This window comes from Rhodopseudomonas palustris (assembly GCF_034479375.1).
Classification (GTDB): Bacteria; Pseudomonadota; Alphaproteobacteria; order Rhizobiales; family Xanthobacteraceae; genus Rhodopseudomonas; species Rhodopseudomonas palustris_M.
This window is the reverse complement of record NZ_CP140155.1, coordinates 1,358,650-1,373,006: the sequence shown is the minus strand read 5'-3', so window position 1 is coordinate 1,373,006 and position 14,357 is coordinate 1,358,650. Positions and strand designations below refer to the sequence as shown.

The window sequence follows — 14,357 nt, the reverse complement described above, 5'->3', positions numbered from 1 at the left end:
CCGAACCGACCTGCTCGCCGATAGCGCCCGCGTCATCGCGGGCGTTGTCGTATCCGGCCCCCGGAGCGGCCCGCGGACCTGACCGCGAGGGCCCGAAACGGATTTGACCCGCCGCTGAAACGCGCTAGCTGTAGCGCATGACCAGCGCTGTTCATCCCACCCAACCCGTTCATATCATCGGCGCCGGCCTCGCCGGCTCGGAAGCCGCCTGGCAGGTGGCGCGCGCCGGCGTGCGCGTCGTGCTGCACGAGATGCGGCCGCACCGGACCACCGAGGCGCACAAGACCGACGGCCTCGCCGAACTGGTCTGCTCCAATTCGTTCCGCTCCGACGACGCCGCCAACAACGCGGTCGGCCTGCTGCATGCCGAAATGCGCCGGCTCGGCTCGCTGGTGATGCGCGCGGCCGACGCCAATCAGGTCCCGGCCGGCGGCGCACTGGCGGTCGATCGCGACGGCTTCTCCGCCGCCGTGACCCAGGCGCTGGCCGAGCATCCACTGATCGAGATCCGTCGCGAGGAGATCGGCGGCCTGCCGCCGGACGACTGGGGCAACGTCATCGTCGCCACCGGCCCGCTGACCTCGGCGCCATTGGCCGAGGCGATCCGCGCGCTGACCGACGAATCGGCACTGGCGTTCTTCGACGCGATCGCCCCGATCGTGCATCGCGACACGATCGACATGTCGATCGCCTGGTTTCAGTCGCGCTACGACAAGGCCGGCCCCGGCGGCAGCGGCGCCGACTATCTCAACTGCCCGATGACTCGCGAGCAGTACGACGCCTTCGTCGATGCGCTGATCGCGGGCGACAAGGTCGACTTCAAGGATTGGGAGAAGGACACGCCGTATTTCGACGGCTGCCTGCCGATCGAGGTGATGGCCGAGCGCGGCCGCGAGACGCTGCGCCACGGGCCGATGAAGCCGGTCGGGCTGACCAATCCGCACAACCCGACGGTCAAGGCCTACGCCATCGTCCAGCTCCGCCAGGACAACAAGCTCGGCACGCTGTTCAACATGGTCGGCTTCCAGACCAAGCTGAACTACGCCGCGCAGCAACGCGTCTTCCGCACCATCCCGGGGCTGGAAAATGCTGAGTTTGCAAGGCTTGGCGGGCTGCATCGCAACACGTTTCTGAACTCGCCGAAGCTGCTCGATGAAAGCCTGCGGCTGCGCGCCGCGCCGCGGCTGCGCTTCGCCGGGCAGATGACCGGCTGCGAGGGCTATGTCGAATCCGCCGGCATCGGCCTCCTCGCCGGGCTCAACGCCGCCGCCGACGCGCTCGGCCGATCCATGACGCCGCCGCCGCCGACCATCGCGCTCGGCGCCCTGCTCGGCCACATCACCGGCGGCCATATCGAGACCATCGACGCCGGCCCGCGCTCCTTCCAGCCGATGAACATCAATTTCGGCCTGTTCCCGCCGCTGGCCAACGCGCCGACCCACGGCCCCGACGGCAAGAAGCTGCGCGGCCCGGAAAAGTCGGTCGCCAAGAAGCAGGCACTCAGCGCGCGCGCGCTGGCGGATCTGGATTCCTGGATCGCTGAAAGCCTGAAGCTGCCGGCGGCGGCGTGAGCCCAGGCACCGTGGACCGACTTCACTGAGTCGCCACATGTTACTCCGTCATCCTGAGGCGCCGCCGCGCAGCGGCGGCCTCGAAGGATGGACCGCAAGTGCCGTCTCCGCACCCTTCGAGGCTCGCCGAAGATGGCGAGCACCTCAGGATGACGGCTCTTTGCTTGTCGCAAAGCTCTGGAGGGCCGCACTACATTCTGAAAACGTGCGTCCGCGATGCCTTCCACAGCGTCCACAGCGTCGCCAGCCGAGAGCGTTCGAACGGCGCGAACAGGTCGGTGTCGGCCTGTGCCATGCGGTCGAGATCGCGCCGGACGAGTGCCAGCGGCAGGAAGGCGCGCCTCACAGCCTGCGGCATCTCGCCGAGCAGCTTCAGCGCGGTGTCGAGATGGCGCAGCGCCTCGGCGATCAGCTCGTCGAGCGCCTGCCGCAGCGCCGGCGTTTCGCGGCCCGCATAGGCCTCGGCCTCGCCGCTGCCGTTCCGCGCCAGAATGTCCAGCGGCACGAAACACTGCCGCCGCGACGCATCGATCGGCAGCCGCGCGACTACGCGCCCAAACCCCTGTGCCAGGCCGGCGTGGCGGGCGAGATGATCGACCGCCTCCGAGCCCTGATCGAGCATCCGCGCCGCCAGCGCGAACAGCGCGCCGTCGGTGTCGGCGGCATACGCCTCGAGCACGTCGAGCGTCGGCATCGGATCGTTGTAGAGGTCGAACAGATGCGCCTCGATCAGCTGCGCCAGAGCCGCGACCGGCAATCCGTGCTGCCCGATCGCGCGCAGCAATTCGGCGGCGACCGGATTGCCCTCGATGCCGCCATGCGCGGTGCCGGCCAGCGTGTCGGTCCACCATTGCAGCCTGATCTCGCCCGGCAGCGGCTGGCTGACCTGGTCGCGGACGCGGACGATCTCGACGTTGAAGGCGTACAGCGCCAGCAGCGCGCGCCGGCGTGGCGGCTCGACGAACAGCGTCGCGGCATAGCGGTCGAAATCGTGGCTGCGCACCAGTTCGGCGCAGAACGCCGCAGAGGCGTCGCCGTCGCCGCTCGCGCTCATGGCACCGCGATCAGCGCCGCGGCGACGCGGCGGCGCTCGCCGATCATGATGTTGTAGGTCCGCACCGCCGGTCCGGTCTGCATCACGTCCAGCACGATGCCCACGGCGCGGAGCTGATCACGCAACGGACGCGGCGCGATCCAGACGTCGGTGCCGGTGCCGACGATCAGCGTGTCGATCGCATTGGCGTGGTCGAACACCCGCTTCAGCGCATAGCGGTCGATCTGCTCGGGCCGGGTGACGTCCCAGCCCCACACAGCCTCGGGCAGGAACAGCAGCGAGCCGACATGCGACATCTCGCCGAAATAGAACCCACCTTTGCCGTAGGCCTCGACCGAGGCCGTGCGCGGAAAATGCGGGATCTCCGGGCGATCCGCCAAAGCTCAGCGCTTCCCCGACTTCACGGGCTTCTTCGGCTTCTCGGCCGTCTGCGGAATCGCGGCGCCCTCGGGCGTCGTCAGCGCCGCGGCCTTCTCCGACCTTTCGGTTTTTTCCGACGGATCGTCCAGCCGATGCGTGCCGACGCCGAGATAGATCAGGATCGGGGCCGCGATGAAGATCGAGGTGTAGGTGCCGACCAGCACCACGCCGAACATCATCACCGCGGTGAAGGAGTGGATCGCATTGCCGCCGAACAGCAGCAGTGCGAACAGCGCCAGCGTCACGGTGACGTGGGTGATGATCGAGCGCGACAGCGTCGAGTTGATCGATTCGTTCAGAAGCTGCGGCATCGGCATCTTCTTGTAGCGCCGCAGCATCTCGCGGATTCGATCGTAGATCACGACGGTGTCGTTCAGCGAGTAGCCGAGAATCGTCAGCAGCGCCGCGATACTGGTGAGGTCGAAATCGACCTGGCTGATCGACATGAATCCGATCGTCAGCACGATGTCGTGGACGTTGGCGATCATCGCGCCGAGCGCGAACTGCCATTCGAACCGGAACCAGAGATAGACCAGGATGCCGAGAATCGCGAGCATCAGGCCGAGCATGCCGTAGGCCAGGAGCTCGCTGGAAACCCGCGGGCCGACCACTTCGACGCGGCGATATTCGACGGATTCGCCGAGCGCGCCGCGGACCTTCTGCACCGCCTCCTGCTGCGCGGCGTCGCCGCCGGGCTGTTCGGCGACACGGATCAGCACCTCGGACGGACCGCCGAACTGCTGGAGCTGGACGTCGCCGAGCCCGAGCTTGCTGAGCGTCGCCCGCATCCCGGCGATATCCGCGGTGCCGGACTTGTCACGGACCTCGAGCAGCGTTCCGCCCTTGAAGTCGATGCCGAAATTCAGCCCGTGGGTGAAGAACAGAGTGATCGCGACGATCGACAGCAGCGCCGAGATCGGAAAGCTGATCCGGCGGAACTGGGTGAAGTCGAAATGGGTAACGTCTGGCACGATCCGCAGCGACGGCAGCCAGCCCATGATGCTGACGACAGTCAGCACCACGACCAACCCGCCCAGCCCGATCAAAATCCACTGTGTCGATGTCACTTGCAGCTCTCTCGGATGGGGGGCGTCAGATCGGCACGGTGTGCGGCCGCTTCCACCGCACCCAGGTGGCGACGATCAGTCGGGTCACGGTGAAGGCGGTGAACACGGTGGTGATGATGCCGATGCCGAGCGTCACCGCGAAGCCGCGCACCGGACCGGTGCCGATGTAGAACAGCACCGCGGCGGCGATGAAGGTGGTGATGTTGGAATCGAGAATCGTCGACAGTGCCCGCTTGAAGCCGGCGTCGATCGCCGAGATCGCGTTGCGGCCGGCGCGCAGCTCCTCGCGGATGCGCTCGTAGATCAGCACGTTCGAGTCCACCGCGATGCCGACGGTGAGCACCACGCCAGCGATGCCGGGCAGCGTCAGCGTGGCGTTGAGCAGCGACAGCACGCCGAAGATCATCGCCACGTTGACCGCCACCGCGATGTTGGCGAACACGCCGAACAGCCGGTAGGTCAGCAGCATGAAGATGATCACGAGGATCGAGCCGACATAGGCCGCGAGTTCGCCCTTCTCGATCGAATCCTGGCCGAGGCCGGGGCCGACGGTGCGTTCCTCGATGATCGTCAGCGGCGCCGGCAGCGCGCCGGCGCGCAGCAGGATCGCGAGGTCGTTGGCGCCCTGAACGGTGAAGCTGCCCGAGATCTGGCCGGAGCCGCCGGTGATCGGCTCGCGGATCACGGGTGCGGAAATCACCTCGTTGTCGAGCACGATCGCGAACGGCTGGCCGACATTCTCGGTGGTGGCGCGGGCGAATTTGCGCGCGCCGTTGGTGTTGAAGCGGAAGCTGACGATCGGCTCGCTGGTGCGCTGGTCGAAGCCCGGCTGGGCGTCGGTCAGATCAGCGCCGGACACCAGCACCTGCTTCTTGATGACATATGGCTGCTTCGGCGACGACGAACTCATCAGCACATCGGAATCCGACGGCGCGCGGCCGGCCTGCGCCTGCTCGGGCGACACCGAGGAATCGACCATGCGGAAGTCGAGCTTGGCGGTCTTGCCGAGCAGCTCCTTCAATCGGGTCGGGTCCTGCAGACCCGGCACCTGGACGAGAATGCGGTCGGCGCCCTGGCGCTGGATCAGCGGCTCGACGGTGCCGAGTTCATTGACGCGGCGCTCCACAATCTGGATCGACTGGTCGACCGACTGGCGCACCCGTTCGGCGATCGCCGCCGCCGGCACCGTCAGCCGGATCAGGCCCCCGCCTGCGTCGGTGACGTCGAGGCTGCGCTGGCCGTTACTGCCGAGCAACCCGCCGAGCGGCTGCGACAGCTCGCGCAGCTTGGTGAGCGCGGTCGGAACCTCGTTCTCCTTGCTGATCCGGACCTCGACCTGATCGCCCTTCGTCGCCAGTCCGGTATAGGCGATCCGGGCTTCGCGCAGCACCCGGCGCGCATCGTCGCGCACCGAATCGAGCTTGTCCTTCTTGACCGAATTGGCGTCGACCTCGAGCAGGATGTGCGAACCACCCTGCAGGTCGAGGCCCAGCACCAGATGGCGCTGCGCCCATTTCGGCCAGGTCTTGACGGTGTGGTCGGGGAAGAAGTTCGGAACGGCGCAAAGGCACACCGCCAGCGCCGTCACAATGACCGCCAGCGCCTTCCACCGTGTGAAATACAGCATCGAGTTGTCCCGTCAGAAACCTGAGAAGGCGCAGCGACCGCGTCAGCTCGACGCGGTGTCGTCCTTGGCCGAGTCCTTGGCCGATTCGGCCTTGTCGTCGGCGTCCTTGTCCTTGGCCTTGCCCTTGCCCTTCTCGGGAACGTCCTTGACCGGCTCACCCTTGGCGCGGACGCCGGTGATCATCTGGCGCATCTGACGCGCGCGGACGCCGTCGGCAAGCTCGAACTCGATCTGGTCGTCGTCGACGACCTTGGTGACTTTGCCGACCAGGCCGCCCGAGGTGATGATGGTGTCGCCGCGGCGAATGTTCTTCACCAGTTCGGCGTGCTCCTTCACCTTGCGCTGCTGCGGACGCAGGATCAGGAAATACATGATGACGAAGATCAGCGCGAACGGCAGCAGCGACATCAGCATGCTGTTGGCGTCGCCGCCGGCGGCAGCAGCCTGAGCAAATGCAGGAGTAACAAACATCCGGATTCCCCGTGAAAAAAGCGAGCCGGCGCGGCGCGGGGGCGACGTCCGGGGGGCGCAAATTCGCGCGGACTATAGCGGCCGCGGTCCCAATTGCAACGCTGCCAACCCTCTCATTTGCCCTCCGTTTCCGCCGCTTGCCCGGCCTGTCGCAGACCGATATGGCTGCCGAAACAGGAAGTGCAAGCATGGCCCGGAAGACCAAATCCAAACCCGCCCGCCCGGCGGCAAAGAAACCCGCCGCCAAGCGCCGCAGCACCGCGCCCAAGCCCGCCGCAGCGGCCCCGGATTCGGCGACGCTGGAGCGCATCGCGCGGGCGCTGGAAGGCATTTCCGCACATCTTTCGGGCAGTTCCGCCCCGTCTGCGCAGGCGACGCTGGCCGGGGCCGAGGCCTTCGTCTGGCATCCGGAGGGACGGCTCGCGCCGGTTCCCAAGGTCAGCCGCGTCGATCTCGACCTGCTGCAGGGCATCGACCGGATGCGCGACACCCTGATCGACAATACCGTGCGATTCGCGACCGGCCTGCCCGCCAATAACGCTTTGTTGTGGGGCGCGCGCGGCATGGGCAAATCGTCGCTGGTCAAGGCGGCTCACGCTCATGTCAACGCCCGGCCCGACGTCGCCGGCACGCTGAAGCTGATCGAGATCCACCGCGAGGACATCGAGAGCCTGCCGGCGCTGATGACGCTGCTGCGCGCTTCCGACGATCGCTTCATCGTGTTCTGCGACGACCTGTCGTTCGACGGCAACGACGCCTCGTACAAATCGCTCAAGGCGGTGCTCGAGGGCGGCATCGAGGGCCGGCCCGACAATGTGATTCTGTACGCGACCTCCAACCGCCGGCATCTGCTGGCGCGCGAGATGGTCGAGAACGAGCGCTCGACCGCGATCAATCCCGGCGAGGCGGTCGAGGAGAAGGTGTCACTGTCCGACCGCTTCGGGCTGTGGCTCGGCTTCCACAAATGCAGCCAGGACGAATTCCTGACGATGGTGCGCGGCTATTGCGCCCATTACGGGATCAGCGTCGACGACGACACGCTGCAGCGCGAGGCGCTGGAATGGTCGACCACGCGCGGCTCGCGCTCCGGCCGCGTCGCCTGGCAGTTCGTGCAGGACCTCGCCGGCCGGCTGAAGGTGCGGCTCGGCGGCAAGTAATCGGATCTCATGAACTCTTTGCGTCATTGCGAGGAGCGCAGCGACGAAGCAATCCAGCTCTGGGCGAAGGACTGGATTGCTTCGCTGCGCTCGCAATGACGGCGCGGAGAGTTTTTCATCCGAAAGCGAACGCTCACAAGACCAAGAAAAATGCCCGACCTTGCGGCCGGGCATTTCGCTTGTCAGGCACTTCCCTCGACGGCGTTGCTCAGGCGCCGTTGAGGAACTTGAGCGGATCGACCGGGGACGATCCCTTGCGGATCTCGAAGTGAAGCTGCGGTGAGCCGACTTCGCCGGTCTGTCCGGATTTCGCGATGGTCTGGCCGCGCTTGATGGTCTCGCCGCGCTTGACCATCAGTTCGCTGGCATGGGCGTAGGCGGTGACGTAGCCGTTGGAATGCCGCACCAGCACCAGATTGCCGTAGCCTTTCAGCTCGTTGCCCGAATAGGCCACGACGCCGTCCTCGGCCGCCTTGATCGGGGTGCCTTCCGGCACCGCGAGGTTGATGCCGTCGTTCGACTTGCCGTTGGTCTTGGCACCGTAGGCGGTGATGACGCGGCCGCGCACCGGCCAGCGGAAGCTCGGCAGCGCGCCGGTCGCCTCCGCCGCCTTGACCGGCGAGGCTTCGGCAGGCTCGGCCGCCGCAGGCGTTTCGGTCGGCGAGACCAGGCGCGCCTTCTGCACAGGATCGGCCGGCGCCGCGGCGGCCATCCGCACCGGCGGTGCGGCGACGGGCGCGGCAGCGACCGGGGCCGGAGCGGCGGCGGGAGGCGCCGCTGCGGTCGCGCGGCTGCCCGGCACGTTGATCTTCATGCCGGGTTTGAGCCGCGTGTTGGTGTCGAGACGATTGGCGCGGGCCAGCTCGCTCAGCGAGATGTTGTTGCGGCGGGCGATGTTCATCAGCGTATCGCCGCTGTTGACGTAGTGCACCCGCGGCGGCGTCGCGGCGGCGACCGGCGCGGGGGCCGAAGCGACCGGACGGGCGACCGGCGGCGCAGCGGCCGGCGCCTGCAGGGTGGCGGTGCGGCTCGGGATCACCAGCGACTGGCCGGGCTGCAGACGGCGCGGCCCCTTGTAGCCGTTGGCGTGCAGAATATCGGCGGTCGAGACGTTATAGCGGCGCGACAGGCCTTCCAGCGTATCGCTGGTTCCGACGATGATGGTGGTGCCGCTGGCCGGAACTGGTGCCGGCGCGGGAGCGGGAGCCGGCCGTGCCGCGGCGACCGAACGCACCGGCACGGTGCCGGTCGCCTCAATCGGCGCGCGCGCGGGCGGCTCGTACGACCCGACGCCGCGTCCGCCGCCGGACATGCCGCTGCCCCCGCCCGCGACCGGATAGGACGACGGCGTGGAGATCGGCGGCAAGGCCTGCGACTGATAATGCGGCTGGGCTGCCTGATATTGTGGCCGCGCATATTGCGGCAGCTCGCGCTGCTCGGAATAGCGCTGTTGCTGTTGCTGCGGCCGCTGCACCGACCCGGTGGTTTCGACGGGCCCGAACGGAGCCTGCTGAAAACGGGTCTGCATGTCCGCGCTACACGCGCTGAATCCGACCGAAACGAACGCCAGCACCGCCATTTGCGGGGCCCGGCGCGAGTAAAGCAACTCGACTACGCGGGACATGGTTACTCACTCATACGCAACTCAAGGTAAATTGAGTAAACACGTCGGCAGTAAACAAGCGTTTAACCCTGCGTCACGACGGGTCTTGACGTGCGATGCTCAGAGCTCGCGGGCGATGCCCGGCAGCGCCGGCACGAACCGCACATCCACCAGCGGTTTGCGGAGGAAACCGTCGTTCTTGCGCTGCACCCGGATCAGCGTCTGCCGGCCGTTGCCCGGCCCGATCGGTGCGATCAGGATGCCGTCCGGGTCGAGCAGGTCGAGCAGCGGCTGCGGCAGCTCGGCCATCGCCGCGGTCACCAGGATGCGGTCGAAGGTGCCCTGCCCCTCCGGCAATGCGAAACCGTCGCCCAGCACCACCTCGACATTGGCGTAGTTCAGCTCCTTCAGCCGGGCGCGGGCGCGGTCGGCGAGCGTCTTGAAGCGTTCGACGCTGACGACGTCGCGCACCAGCAGCGACAGCACCGCTGCATGGTACCCCGAGCCGGTGCCGATCTCGAGCAGACGGAGGCCGGGCTGGAGCTGGAGCTGCTCGGTCATGTAGGCGATGACGAAGGGCTGGCTGATGGTCTGGCCGCAGGCGATCGGCAGCGCGGTGTCGCGCCAGGCGCTGTCGCGATGCACCGGATCGACGAAGCGGTCCCGCGGCACCGATTCCATCGCCTGCAGCACCCCGCGGTCACTGATGCCGCGGCGTCGCAGGCTCAGTTGAAACAGCATCTTTTCCGGCGGCGCCGCCACGGTGATCATCGTCCCTCGCTCGGCCGGCACGGGACCGCAGCGGCCCCGGTTCCATCGCCGAATTCCGCGATTCGATCAAATTGTTGGATGGACGAGGGAATTCTGGCAAGCCTGTGCTTGGATGCCTCGCAGCGGCCGCAGGTTGCGATTGCTTTGCACTGGGGTTTTTGCGAGTTTACAATCGAGATGTCAGCCCAGATTGCGGGCGGCTCCAAGGGGATACCCAATGACGATCGACAAGCCGGCCCGCACCGTCTTCCTGGTCGAAGACGAGGCGATGATCAGGATGATGGTCGTCGACATGCTGGAGGAGCTCGGCTTCAGCGTCGCCGCCGAAACCGGCGAGATCAACGAAGCCGTCAAGCTCGCCGGCACGACCGAATTCGACGTCGCGATCCTCGACGTCAACGTCAACGGCAAGGTGATCTCGCCGGTCGCCGACGTGCTGAAGGCGCGCAACCGCCCCTTCATCTTCGCCACCGGCTACGGCACCCAGGGCGTGCCGGAAGACTACCGCGACCGCCCGGCGCTGCAGAAGCCGTTCCAGATCGAATCGCTGAAGCAATTGCTCGACACCACGCTGCGCGGCGCGGCGTAGTTCGCCGCCCCAACGGATTCGACGTCATCCCTTCGAGGCTCGCTACGCTCGCGCCTGCAGATGACGGCAGCTTGTAGGGTGGGCAAAGGCGCCCTTGCGCCGTGCCCACGCGCAACGATCACATCGCTGCGGCATCGCGCGCGTGGGCACGCTCCGCTTTGCCCACCCTAGTAACCTTACGACGTCCAGATCACCCCAGCGTCTGCGCCAGCGTCGCGGAGAACGCCTCGTCGGTGCGGTCGAGCCGCAGCGGCGTGACCGAGACGTACTTCGCCGCCAGCGCGGCGAGATCGGTGCCCTCGGCGGGCATGTCGACCACGGCGATGCGCTCGAAGCCGATCCAGAAATACGGATTGCCGCGGCCGTCGTGGCGCTCGTCGATCCGCAGGAAGCCCTGATTGCGCTTGCCCTGCCGGGTCACCTGGACGCCCTTGACCTCGTCGGGCGCGCAGGCCGGGAAGTTGATGTTGATCACCGTGTTCTTCGGCACGCCGGCCTTGATCGCCTTGCGCAGGATTTCGGGACCGTGCGCCTTGGCGGTGTCCCACAGCGGCGTGTTGCGGGTCTCGAGCGTGAATTCCTGCGACAGCGCGAACGACGGAAACCCCAGAATGGTGCCTTCCAGCGCACCGGCGATGGTGCCTGAATAAACCACGTCCTCGGCGACGTTGCGGCCCCTGTTGACGCCGGACAGCACCAGATCCGGCGCCTTGTCGCCGAGAATGTGCCGCGCGCCCATGATCACGCAATCGGTCGGGGTGCCGCGCACGGCGAAATGCCGCGGACCGACTTCACGCAGCCGCAGCGGGTCGTTCAGCGAGAGCGAATGCGATACGCCCGACTGGTCGAGTTCCGGCGCCACCACCCAGACGTCGTCGGACAGCGCGCGGGCGATCTCCTCGACCGCCTTGAGCCCGGGCGCATGGATGCCATCGTCATTGGTGCACAGAATCCGCATGTCGTTCGGGCGCCTTTCGTCAGTTCGTCGGTGATGGACGTGGTCTTATCCGGCGGACGACCGAGAGGCAAATAGCGACCGCCGCTTCCGTGTGATGCCTATCACAGTCGTCGGAGAATGTTGCTGGCAGGGTTCAGCCATCGACACGCCGCGCCGCGGCCGACCCAAGGGAGCCGACCATGACCGCCACCCGCACGCAAATGATCCGCCGAATCGGTTTCGCGCTGCTCGTCGCGGCCCTGCTCCCGGCAGGCTCGAGCGCGAGCTTCGCCTACAGCTCGGAAGCCGCGCAGATGTGCACCAACGACGCCTTCAAGCTGTGCTCGTCGGAAATCCCGAGCATCCCGAAGATCACCGCCTGCATGCGCAGCAACCGCACCAAGCTCTCGACCGGCTGCCGCGCCGTGATGGACCGCGACTTCGCCGCCGCGAAGTCGCACAAGGTGGCGTCGAAGTGATCACGCGTCCCGGGCGCGGCGCAGCGCGCAGCGTTTTGGCCATTGCCTATCAGCATGTCGTCCCCGCGCAGGCGGGGATCCATACGCCGCAGCGTCTCGATTGAATCGCTGCGGCAGAGGCCCGTCTTCAACTTGAAAAGCCAGGGGATATGGGTCCCCGCCTGCGCGGGGACGAATCGTTGCGGCTGCAGCGGTTGCACATTCGACCGAAATGCGACCGCACCCGCCTCACCGGGACCCCGGATCTGCGCAGCGGCACTGCGTGCCGCGGCGCGTCCGGGGAACATGGAGGTCAGATGCAGAGCCCCAGCAGCTTGATGGTGCAGTCGCGCTTGGGCTGAGGTTTCGACTTGCTCGGATTGGTCTTGCCAGACTTCTCCTTGCCAGGCCTGTCCTTGGCGGATTTGTCCTTGGCAGGCTTGTCCTTGCCGGCCTTGTCCTTGGCCGGTTTCGATTCAGGCTTCGGTTTCGGTTTCTCGTAATCGCCGGCGATCACCATCGCCCAATAGGTCCGGCCGCTGGCGCTCTTGGCGTTGGCTATGCCGACTTTCGAGGCGCCCTTCAGCAACAGATTGCGACGGTGGCCCGACGAATTGATCCACTGCCCGAGCGTGCGCGGAAAATCGGCGTATCCATAGGCGATGTTCTCGGCGGCGCTGCCGGCGTTCGATCGCGCCACGCGCGCGGTGAACGAGCCTGCGACGTCGTGATCGAGCACGTCCTTCGCCGCCATCGCGCTGGCCTGCTCCTGCGCGACCGCATTCAGGGTCGCGTCGAGCGTCACCGCGCCCTCGCCGTTCTTGGCGCGGAACTGCGAGATCAGTTCGGCCGGCGATTGGGCGAAAGCGGGAGTCGCGAGAACTCCCGCCAGCAGCACCGTCATTGCGAGGAGCACCCGGATCAGCGCGACGCGCTGTCCGGGCACAAGCTCCGCGACGAAGCAATCCAGCGCCGAGTACGGCGCTTCTGGATTGCTTCGCCGGAGCTTGTCATCGGGCGGTGCACAGCACCGACCCGTTGGGCTCGCAATGACGGGGAGAGTCATCGCGCCTACGCCTTCGCGATCGCCTTCAGCCCGCCCATATAGGGCAGCAGCGCGTCGGGGACGGCGATCGAGCCGTCCTCCTGCTGATAGTTCTCGATCACCGCGATCAGCGCGCGGCCGACCGCGGTGCCGGAACCGTTGAGCGTGTGCACGAAACGCGGCTTGCCGTCCGGCCCGCGCGAACGCGCATCCATCCGGCGCGCCTGGAAGTCGCCGCACACCGAGCACGATGAAATCTCGCGGTAAGCGCCGCCTTCCCCTTGCCCCGGCATCCAGACCTCGATGTCGTAGGTCTTCTGCGAGGCAAAACCCATGTCGCCGGTGCACAGCGTCATGACGCGATAGTGCAGCCCGAGCCGGCGCAGCACTTCCTCGGCGCAAGCCAGCATCCGCTCGTGCTCGTCCTTGCTCTGCTCCGGCGTGGTGATCGACACCAGTTCGACCTTGGTGAACTGATGCTGCCGGATCATCCCGCGCGTATCCCGCCCCGCCGCACCCGCCTCGGCGCGGAAGCACGGCGTCAACGCCGTCAGCCGCATCGGCAGCTCTTTCTCGTCGAGGATAGATTCGCGGACGAGATTGGTGAGCGAGACTTCGGCGGTGGGGATGAGCCCGAGGCGCCTGTCAAGGCGTTGAACACCATCGAACTCGGTGGTCTCCCAATAGTTCTGAATCATAAAGAGCGAAGCGGCGCTCTCCATCAATCGTTCCGCATATTGATCGACCCATTCGCGTGAAAAAGGCCCTTCACCTGGTCCCAGTGAGCTTTTTGCATGTCGCTTAATTGCGTCCATGACTTCGGATTCCCAGTTAGGATTGCGCGGGTCGGTCCAGAACTGATCATCTTCAAACTTCGGCATTTGCGCCGTTCCGAACATCGCCTCCTCTTTGACAAGCAGCGGCGGGTTCACTTCGGTGTAGCCGTGCTCGCCGGTGTGAACATCGAGGAAGAACTGCCCGATCGCGCGTTCGAGCCTCGCGAGCCCCTTCTTCAGCACGACGAAGCGTGCGCCGCTGATCTTCGCGGCGGCTGCGAAGTCCATCATCCCCAGCGCTTCGCCGAGATCGTAATGCGGCTTCGGCGTGAACGCGTAGTTGCGCTTGGCGCCGAAGCGATGATGCTCGACATTGCCGTGCTCGTCGGCGCCTTCCGGCACCTCGGTGAGCGGCAGGTTCGGGATTTCCGACAGCGCCTTCTTCAGCGCCTCGTCGGCCTTCTTCACAGCCTCTTCCAGCGCCGGCATGGTGAGCTTGAGCTCGGCGACCTCGGCCATCAGCGCATCGGCCCGCGCATTGTCCTTGGCCTTCTTGGCGTCGCCGATCTCCTTCGACGCCGCATTGCGCCGCGCCTGCGCCTGCTCCGAGGCGAGGATCGCCGTGCGCCGGGTCTCGTCGAGCTTGATCAGGCTGTCCGCGATCGGCGAAAGCCCGCGCCGCGTGAACGCCGCGTCGAACGCAGCCGGATTGTCGCGGATCGCTTTGATGTCATGCATGGAATTGGCCCCGTCATGGCCGGGCTCGTCCCGGCCATCCACGTTTTGCGGTGGAAGGTCTGTAAAAGACGAG

At 66.6% G+C, this 14,357-nt stretch carries 14 protein-coding genes; 4 read left to right on the top strand and 10 right to left on the bottom strand.

The genetic code is table 11. The features are described from left to right. Positions 1 to 137 precede the first annotated feature (137 nt). On the top strand, positions 138 to 1,571 hold the full coding sequence (trmFO, locus tag SR870_RS06065) for a methylenetetrahydrofolate--tRNA-(uracil(54)-C(5))-methyltransferase (FADH(2)-oxidizing) TrmFO (protein ID WP_322517121.1): 1,434 nt from the start codon (positions 138 to 140) through the stop codon (positions 1,569 to 1,571). Positions 1,572 to 1,761: 190 nt separating this feature from the next. On the opposite strand, the gene SR870_RS06060 is transcribed toward trmFO, so the two are convergent. Genes SR870_RS06060 through yajC form a run of 5 tightly spaced genes read right to left on the bottom strand, consistent with a single transcriptional unit; the run spans position 1,762 to position 6,210 of the window. Beyond that, complete coding sequence (locus SR870_RS06060) at positions 1,762 to 2,625, bottom strand: phytoene/squalene synthase family protein (RefSeq protein WP_322517120.1); 864 nt, start codon at positions 2,623 to 2,625, stop codon at positions 1,762 to 1,764. Beyond that, positions 2,622 to 3,005 carry an Mth938-like domain-containing protein gene (locus SR870_RS06055; protein WP_322517119.1) on the bottom strand — a complete coding sequence of 128 codons (384 nt, stop codon included), beginning with the start codon at positions 3,003 to 3,005 and terminating at the stop codon, positions 2,622 to 2,624. Before SR870_RS06055 ends, SR870_RS06060 begins: the two co-directional genes overlap by 4 nt. Positions 3,006 to 3,008: 3 nt before the next feature. After that, positions 3,009 to 4,112: a protein translocase subunit SecF gene (secF, locus tag SR870_RS06050; RefSeq protein WP_322517118.1), complete on the bottom strand. Its 1,104-nt coding sequence runs from the start codon at positions 4,110 to 4,112 to the stop codon at positions 3,009 to 3,011. Between the two features lie 25 nt (positions 4,113 to 4,137). Further along, positions 4,138 to 5,739, bottom strand: a complete 1,602-nt coding sequence (gene secD, locus SR870_RS06045) for a protein translocase subunit SecD (protein WP_322517117.1) — start codon at positions 5,737 to 5,739, stop codon at positions 4,138 to 4,140. Between the two features lie 42 nt (positions 5,740 to 5,781). Continuing rightward, a complete protein-coding gene (gene yajC, locus SR870_RS06040; protein ID WP_322517116.1) occupies positions 5,782 to 6,210 on the bottom strand; it encodes a preprotein translocase subunit YajC in 429 nt (142 codons plus the stop codon). 188 nt (positions 6,211 to 6,398) lie between these two features. Between yajC and SR870_RS06035 the strand changes: the two genes are divergently transcribed. Continuing rightward, the gene (locus tag SR870_RS06035; protein ID WP_322517115.1) at positions 6,399 to 7,367 is read left to right on the top strand and encodes an ATP-binding protein; all 969 of its coding nucleotides are present in this window, start codon (positions 6,399 to 6,401) and stop codon (positions 7,365 to 7,367) included. A gap of 208 nt (positions 7,368 to 7,575) precedes the next feature. On the opposite strand, the gene SR870_RS06030 is transcribed toward SR870_RS06035, so the two are convergent. After that, complete coding sequence (locus SR870_RS06030) at positions 7,576 to 8,991, bottom strand: peptidoglycan DD-metalloendopeptidase family protein (protein WP_322517114.1); 1,416 nt, start codon at positions 8,989 to 8,991, stop codon at positions 7,576 to 7,578. A gap of 99 nt (positions 8,992 to 9,090) precedes the next feature. Beyond that, the gene (locus SR870_RS06025; RefSeq protein ID WP_322517113.1) at positions 9,091 to 9,741 is read right to left on the bottom strand and encodes a protein-L-isoaspartate(D-aspartate) O-methyltransferase; all 651 of its coding nucleotides are present in this window, start codon (positions 9,739 to 9,741) and stop codon (positions 9,091 to 9,093) included. Between the two features lie 217 nt (positions 9,742 to 9,958). Here SR870_RS06025 and SR870_RS06020 point away from each other — a divergent pair, with 217 nt between their 5' ends. Beyond that, positions 9,959 to 10,330, top strand: a complete 372-nt coding sequence (locus SR870_RS06020) for a response regulator (protein ID WP_322517112.1) — start codon at positions 9,959 to 9,961, stop codon at positions 10,328 to 10,330. 190 nt (positions 10,331 to 10,520) lie between these two features. Here SR870_RS06020 and surE read toward each other — a convergent pair whose 3' ends face one another. Beyond that, positions 10,521 to 11,288: a 5'/3'-nucleotidase SurE gene (surE, locus tag SR870_RS06015; protein ID WP_322517111.1), complete on the bottom strand. Its 768-nt coding sequence runs from the start codon at positions 11,286 to 11,288 to the stop codon at positions 10,521 to 10,523. 179 nt (positions 11,289 to 11,467) lie between these two features. On the opposite strand from surE, the gene SR870_RS06010 reads away from it, so the two are divergent. Next, entirely contained in the window at positions 11,468 to 11,746 is a 279-nt protein-coding gene (locus SR870_RS06010; protein ID WP_322517110.1) for a hypothetical protein, read from the top strand. 292 nt (positions 11,747 to 12,038) lie between these two features. On the opposite strand, the gene SR870_RS06005 is transcribed toward SR870_RS06010, so the two are convergent. Both SR870_RS06005 and serS read right to left on the bottom strand, forming a co-directional pair. Beyond that, positions 12,039 to 12,629, bottom strand: coding sequence for a CAP domain-containing protein (locus tag SR870_RS06005; protein ID WP_322517109.1), 591 nt, complete (start codon positions 12,627 to 12,629; stop codon positions 12,039 to 12,041). A 167-nt stretch (positions 12,630 to 12,796) separates the two neighbouring features. Beyond that, a complete protein-coding gene (gene serS / locus SR870_RS06000; RefSeq protein ID WP_322517108.1) occupies positions 12,797 to 14,284 on the bottom strand; it encodes a serine--tRNA ligase in 1,488 nt (495 codons plus the stop codon). Between the last annotated feature and the right edge of the window lie 73 nt (positions 14,285 to 14,357).